6 protein-coding genes are annotated in these 6418 nt (G+C 58.7%); 3 read left to right on the top strand and 3 right to left on the bottom strand.

Going from position 1 to position 6418, the window contains the following annotated elements:
- Positions 1-119 precede the first annotated feature (119 nt).
- Positions 120-1505, bottom strand: a complete 1386-nt coding sequence (locus NW835_RS01760; protein ID WP_414414358.1) for a TIGR03985 family CRISPR-associated protein — start codon at positions 1503-1505, stop codon at positions 120-122.
- Positions 1506-1640: 135 nt separating this feature from the next.
- On the opposite strand from NW835_RS01760, the gene crn3 reads away from it, so the two are divergent.
- Together crn3 and NW835_RS01750 are read left to right on the top strand one after the other, a co-directional pair.
- Positions 1641-2546, top strand: coding sequence for a CRISPR-associated ring nuclease Crn3/Csx3 (gene crn3 / locus NW835_RS01755; protein WP_414414357.1), 906 nt, complete (start codon positions 1641-1643; stop codon positions 2544-2546).
- Between the two features lie 58 nt (positions 2547-2604).
- Positions 2605-3432 carry an ADP-ribosylglycohydrolase family protein gene (locus NW835_RS01750; protein ID WP_414414356.1) on the top strand — a complete coding sequence of 276 codons (828 nt, stop codon included), beginning with the start codon at positions 2605-2607 and terminating at the stop codon, positions 3430-3432.
- An 11-nt stretch (positions 3433-3443) separates the two neighbouring features.
- Here NW835_RS01750 and bchB read toward each other — a convergent pair whose 3' ends face one another.
- Complete coding sequence (gene bchB / locus NW835_RS01745) at positions 3444-4976, bottom strand: ferredoxin:protochlorophyllide reductase (ATP-dependent) subunit B (protein ID WP_414385996.1); 1533 nt, start codon at positions 4974-4976, stop codon at positions 3444-3446.
- Positions 4977-5568: 592 nt separating this feature from the next.
- On the opposite strand from bchB, the gene NW835_RS01740 reads away from it, so the two are divergent.
- Positions 5569-5871: a Mo-dependent nitrogenase C-terminal domain-containing protein gene (locus NW835_RS01740; RefSeq protein ID WP_414414355.1), complete on the top strand. Its 303-nt coding sequence runs from the start codon at positions 5569-5571 to the stop codon at positions 5869-5871.
- Positions 5872-5906: 35 nt separating this feature from the next.
- Here NW835_RS01740 and NW835_RS01735 read toward each other — a convergent pair whose 3' ends face one another.
- Positions 5907-6134 (bottom strand): nucleotidyltransferase family protein, encoded by a 228-nt coding sequence (locus NW835_RS01735; RefSeq protein WP_414414354.1) that lies wholly within the window; start codon positions 6132-6134, stop codon positions 5907-5909.
- Positions 6135-6418: the final 284 nt, after the last annotated feature.

The raw sequence follows: 6418 nt of genomic DNA, 5'->3' as shown, positions 1-6418 counted from the left end.
TGCTAAGTGTTGCTACTGTACCCCTTGATTCCTTAACAGGCTGTAGTTTAGTAATGAATCTCAGATTCTGGACTCATACTAGGTTCGACCACACCATACCTAGATTATGGACGGGTAGGTCAAGAAAGCACGAACTCGGGCCGATAAAACTGCAGCTCCGCCTGTGCTTCTTGGGCCATCTGTTCCCGGTAGGCCAGAGGGGCAATCACTTCGCCGTTGGGTCGCCAGTCCCGCAGGCGCATGGTGAAATTGGTGTCTCCCACCCGCACATAGGCGCGGAAGTAGCGGTCGCTGGCTGGCCTCTGCCGGAGAATGTGCAGGATCTTTTCCCGTTCCCCTGCATCGGTCACCTCCCGCTGTACCAAAGCCGGGATCCGCTCGTAGTCAATGGGTTGGAAGGTGGGGTGGCGCACCGTGTTGTCCACGTAGCGGCGGGCAAACTCCGGCGCAAAGCGCAAAATCAAGAGCGCCTTGGGCAGATAGAAATCAGATCCCCAGGCCTCTTCCCAGGCCGCTTGCACCGCTTCGGGGGTGGGCAGGTTCCCCTGCTTCTGGCGGGCCAATAGCTCTGCCGGCACCGCAGGGTCAGACCAGGGCACCACTGTCAGGCGAGGCGAGCGAATGCGATCCAGGCGAAAATTGTGCCAGCCCAGGGATCCGGCAGCCTGCGGGAGCTGACCAAAGGCCGCCAAATACTTGGCGCGGCGGGCATAAAACAGGCAAACCGGGTAGGTGAAAACCCTTTGGATCCCGTGCTGGCGGGTTTCATAATCAAAGCGGATCAGCCCTGCCGCCGGTTTTGTCCAGAAGGCCTCTAGCTGGTTTTGGTATTCGTCCACCCGCTCCTGCTGTTCGTCGGAGAGGATGTATTCAAACCAGACAAAGAGCCGCCGCTGCCGGTGTTGATGACCTCTCCAGATATCGTCCAGCAACACCTGCACGTCGGGATGCACAAAGGCCACGTCGCTGAGGACGTGGTAGATCTGCTCAAGCTGGCCACCCGACAACGTCAAGGCCGAGGCAGCCGTCGGCAAGGAGGGGCGATCCCCGGCGGCGCGGCAGCGAAAGTTATCTCTTCGCCTGGAGTTGGCCTCGATTGGCTGCAGCCAGCCCCGAGCGGCCAGGTAGTCCAGCTCTTTGCGCAGGGTGCGGTGGGTCTTGAAAAAGGGCCGGCTAGCCAGCAGCGTCTCCAGATGGGGAACTTCGGCTTTCAAGGCGGCCACCAGGTCGGGATCCTTTAGCCAAAAGCTCAGGGGCTTCTGGCAAATGCAGCCGGGATCCGGGCAGGAGATCCCGTGGGACAAATCCTGCTTGGGGTGGTGGGGCGAGAAGAGACGATCCCGAAGGTGGGTGTAGCCAAAGGTCTGCGGCAGATCCGGCCAGCGGTTTTCGCTATAGAGGCACTGGAGCAGCACCCACAGACGCACCGCCCGCTCCAGGCGCTCTGGCAACTGTCCGCCCGCCAGCCAGCGCAACACCTCCACCGTCAGAGGCAGCTCGTTCATCTCCTCTCTCTCCTCCAAAGCCAGCCCCAGCGCAGGGCCCGATCCCTCCACTCCTACTCTGCCAACGGTTGGAAGCTCCCGATTCCAATCTTTTCCATACTGGAGCCAGTCTGTTGTCATTTCGTCCCCATTGCTATGGCTGCTGTAGTACTGCAGTTGCGGTCTGGCTATCTGGCCCATTGGCCGCAGAAACCCCATCTTGGCGGGCTATCGTTTCAGGTCATTGAAATCGAGTTGACCCGGCCGGATCGGCTGGTTTTCCCGGAAGACCTGGCCCAACTGCGCCTGCCTCCTGGGATCGATACCCGCTTGGGAGTGGTGCTGAGCGGGCGCGCCCCCATTTGGCTCTACGGCTGGTTGGTGCATGAGTGCCACTTCACCCGCTGGGTGGCCTGCTACGACCCGCGACTGGGGGCAGTGGTGGTCTCCAGCCACAGCCCAGAGGTGCAGGTGGGCGAGATCATCCCCTGGGTGCAGGGCAGGCCAGGCTCAGAATTGGCGGCGGCAGTGATGGTGGTGGGCCCTCCGGATAGCGGTAAAAGCCGCCTGGCCCGCGCTCTTTTCGAGGCCCTGCTGCCCCAGGATCCCAACGTTTATCTACAGCGGGCCCACTGGGATGGGGAAGGAAATTGGACGTTGGATCTGCCGCCGGAAGAAGCCAAAATCCTCAAGCACCGCTACCGGGGACGCTTGACCCCTGAATTTTTCAGCTTCCACGCCCAGGCCATCCTCGCCCTGCGCCAACAAAAAAGCTTGGTGATCGTGGATGTGGGCGGCAAGGTGGATCCCCACAAGCAGCCGGTCCTGGAAGCCTGCTCCCATTACCTCTTGGTCAGCCGGGATCCGGCGGCCATTCCCCTCTGGCATGAGTTTTGTCGGGATCGGGGCAACCTGCAGTGCGTGGCCATCCTGCACACCGGCCCCTGCCCGGAAGATCTGCCCAGGGATCCCAACCAACTGGAGCTGTGCTGGGATCCCGCCTCTCCGCTGCCCGCCGAGCTAGTGCGGGTGGTGCGCGGCTTGGTCGACTCGGCAGGATAATTTGCAGGGGGAGCGCGCTGCCGGCCCCTCAATTCTTAGAGTCTGTGGATTCTACTGGGTGAGTGGCGACTTGGCCAAGGAGGGCACAGCGATGCTGGGGGCAATTGCGGGAGATGTAATCGGCTCTGTCCATGAGCATGCTGGCACCAAAAGCAAGGACTTTCCGCTATTTGTGGAAGGCAGCCGCTTCACCGATGACACCGTCCTCACGGTTGCCGTCGCTGAGCGGTTGCTGCGCGGCGGTAGCTACATCGATTGGTTCCACGAGTACTTCCACGCCTACCCACACGCCGGCTACGGGAGTAGCTTCAGGCGCTGGGCCCAACATCGCTGCCGCGAGCCGTACCGCAGTTGGGGCAATGGATCCGCCATGCGAGTCAGCCCCATTGGCATTGCCGGCAACACGCTGGAGGAAGTGTTGGCCGAGGCACGGGCAAGTGCGGAGGTGACCCACAACCACCCGCAGAGCATCCGCGGCGCCCAGGCTACGGCAGCCGCCGTGTTTCTCTCCCGCTCAGGCTACACCAAGGCAGACATCAAAGCCTACATCGAGCGGGAGTTTGGCTACAACCTATCCGAGCGGCTGGACGACATCCGGGAACGCTACGGCTTCGACGTCTCCTGTCAGGGCTCGGTGCCTCAGGCGATCATCGCCTTCCTAGAGGCAGGGGGGTTCGAGGACGCAGTGCGCAATGCCATCTCGCTTGGCGGAGATGCAGATACGATGGCCTGTATCGCTGGAGGCATTGCCGAGGCGTTTTTCGGCGGCGTGCCAGACGAGATTGCCTCCAAAACCCTGGCCGTCCTAGACGAGCGGCTGCGCGGCGTTGTACGGGAGTTCCAAGCGAGGTTTGTGGATCGGCTAGCCAGACCTTCCATCACGTAGGATGGATCCCGTCAAGCCCCGAGAGCCTCCTTGGCTGCATACATAACCTCTAGAGTGATCTCGGTCAATCCCCGCTCGCAGGCAAATTTTTCGGTGTTGCGCTTCACCTTGCCCCGCACAAAGCCGGGCACCTTGTTCAGCTCTGCCTGGGCTTCCCGCGTCCAGATGAGATCGGAATTGGCGCTCAGGCTCTTGTGGATCACTTCTTTGGTGTCGTGGCCGCCGAAGACCTCCAGCAGGTGATCCTCCATGCCCAGGGTAAAGGAGTTGTAGATTAAGTCCACAACTTGGTTGGCGCCCTCGTAGCCCAAAAAGGGCTTGTAGCCAATGGGAAAATCCTGCACATGGATGGGTGCTGAGATCACCCCACAAGGGATCCGCAGCCGTTTGCCCACATGCCGCTCCATCTGGGTGCCGAAGATAGCGGCAGGCTCCGCCTGGGCAATGGCATCGGCCACACGGGTGTGATCCTCCGTCAGCAGCACCTGATCGCAATACCCGCCCACCTCCGCCTGAAACCACTCGCCATCGTAGGTGCAATAGCTGCCCGCCCAGACCACGTGGATCCCCATCTCGCGGGCCAGGATCTTGGTGATCGCTGCCGCATGGGTGCAATCCCCAAAAACCACTGCCTTTTTGCCGGTCAGGTTTTGGCAATCGATGGAGCGGGAGAACCAGGCCGCCTGGGAAACATGTAGGGTCTGCTCCTGGATGTAGGGCTCGTAGTCCACCGGGATCCCTTGCTCGTTGAGAACCTGCTGGATTTGGCGGATGAAGCGGGCTGTTTCCACCACTCCCATGGGGGTGATCTCCACGTAGGGCGTGCCAAACTGCTCCTGCAAGTAGCGAGCTGTCATCGGCCCCAGTTCGCGGTAGGGCACCACGTTGAACCAGGCCCGCCCCAGATGCTTGAGATCGTGGACGCTGGCCCCCTGGGGGATCACCAAGTTAAGGTCGATACCCAGATCCCGCAGCAACTTTTTCAACTCCCGCAGATCGTGGGCGTGGTGAAAGCCCAGGCTGGAGATGCCGAGGATGTTGCAGGAAGGACGTTCTGTCTTCTGGGGTAAGCCGTCCAATTCGCCGCTTTTGCGGGCTTTGTTGATGTAGAACTCCACAATCTGCTGCAGGGTGCGATCGGCGGCCTGCAACTCGTTGACCCGGTAGTGGTTGACATCGGCCAGCAGCACGTCGCAGCGGCTGGCCAACTGGGCCTGCCGCACAAAGTGATGCAGATCCTCCTGCAAAATGCTGGAGGTGCAGGTGGGGGTGACGACAATCAAATCCGGCTGCTCCTCGCCATCTTTGCGGACGATGTTGCGAATCACCTTCTCGTCCGATCCCCGCGCCAACACCTGCCGGTCAACGACGCTGGTGGTTACCGGGGTAAAGTCCCGCTCCCGCTCCAACATGGAACGCATCACGTTGAAATAGTCGTCCCCCAGGGGAGCATGCATGATGCTGTGGACATTTTTGAAGGAACTGGCCACCCGCAGCGTGCCGATGTGGGCGGGGCCAGCATACATCCAATAAGCCAATTTCATAAGCAGCCTCTGAAGAAAGACCGAGGTAACAAAAAGGAGATCCCCATCCCCTGCCCGCTTCTCACTCGCTGGGAACCTCTCCTGGAATTGTAGAGTGCCCGGCAGCTGGGATCCCTTGCTCGTTATCTCCTGTAACTCTCGACAACAACATCTTGAGAAAATATTGATCATAAAGAAAAACAATGCTTCAAGGTAACTTTTGGTGCGGGGATCCCTCTACCATAGGCCCAAGCTCTGTTCCATCCTGGAAATAGGGACAACAGCCTTGAGCTGGATCCCCAAGCCCTGGCAGCTCGCCAGCCAAGGCGGTCAATTCTGTAGTTTTTGTTGCAGGTTAACTTTTGAATACAAAATGTGTACCTCTACAAACTTGAGCAGAGATTTTGTGTTACCCAGGCAAGTTTCTGGCCGCGGAAGGCAGACTGAGTCTGGAGAGAAACGCCTTCCTGTTTCCCTAGATACAAACCCGGGCAGGAGAGCATGACTGCTGCAGAGAGCGAACACCCTTGAGGTGTTGAGGTGAAAGCTTATGGGCTCTACCACGATTTCTTGGCAACGTGCGCGCAAAGCTTCAGAGGAGCAAACGGATTCCATGACTTCCACGTACTTCAAGCCTGCGGCTCACCTGCGCGACTGGCTGCAGGCGTCCTTGCAACCAATTCGAGCGGCAATTGACAGCATTGAAGTTGGGGATCCCCGGCTGGCCCACTTTTTGTGTCGGTGGATCCCGGCTCGCTGTCCTTTCGAGCGAGATGTGGTGCTGTTTGGCCACAAAATAATGCACATCCCACCGATGTGCAAGCTCAACCCCTTCTACGATCAGGTGGTAGGGCTGCGCTTCCGGGCTTTGTCGTTCTTGGCAGAACAGGGAGAAGACATCAGCCGCTATCTCTAGATTGGCTCTTGGTTTAGATGGTACTTCACAGATATTCACGGGACATAGATTGCTTCTTTTTCTATCAATGAATGGAGTTCGGGGCGCAGAGCCTTGTCGGTGACAAGGTCTAAGGAGCATCCAAGTTTATCTTCCAAGTAGAAGAGCAGACTCAAGTAATGCTTGGAGTCGGCTTTACCCATAAATTCAACTAGGATATCGATGTCGCTGCCGGCTTGATCCTCGCCACTAGCGGTTGAGCCAAACAGGGCCAGTCGCCGCACGCCAAACTGCTCTTAAATCTCGGCAAATTGCTCGCCGAGCAATTGTAATACTTGTTGTTTCCTCATGGTTGGGCAGATTGGATCACTCACTTGTCAACTCTCTAAGGGGGAACGCAGGTTGGCCGCTTGTTTCGATCTTCCAGGCTCACACAGGTAGGTGTTTATTCTAGCTATCTTTAGGAGTCACGGAGTCCGGTTCAAGGGATCCCTGGCCGTCCAAAAGCCGTTGAAAAACTATGGCCACTTCAACCTAGGTCAAGACAGTCTCCAAGCGGTTCTCGCCA

This window comes from Synechococcus sp. OH2 (assembly GCF_047462155.1).
Lineage (GTDB): Bacteria > Cyanobacteriota > Cyanobacteriia > Thermostichales > Thermostichaceae > Thermostichus.
Note: the sequence above shows the minus strand (reverse complement) of the source record. Positions and strands in the feature narration are given on the sequence as shown.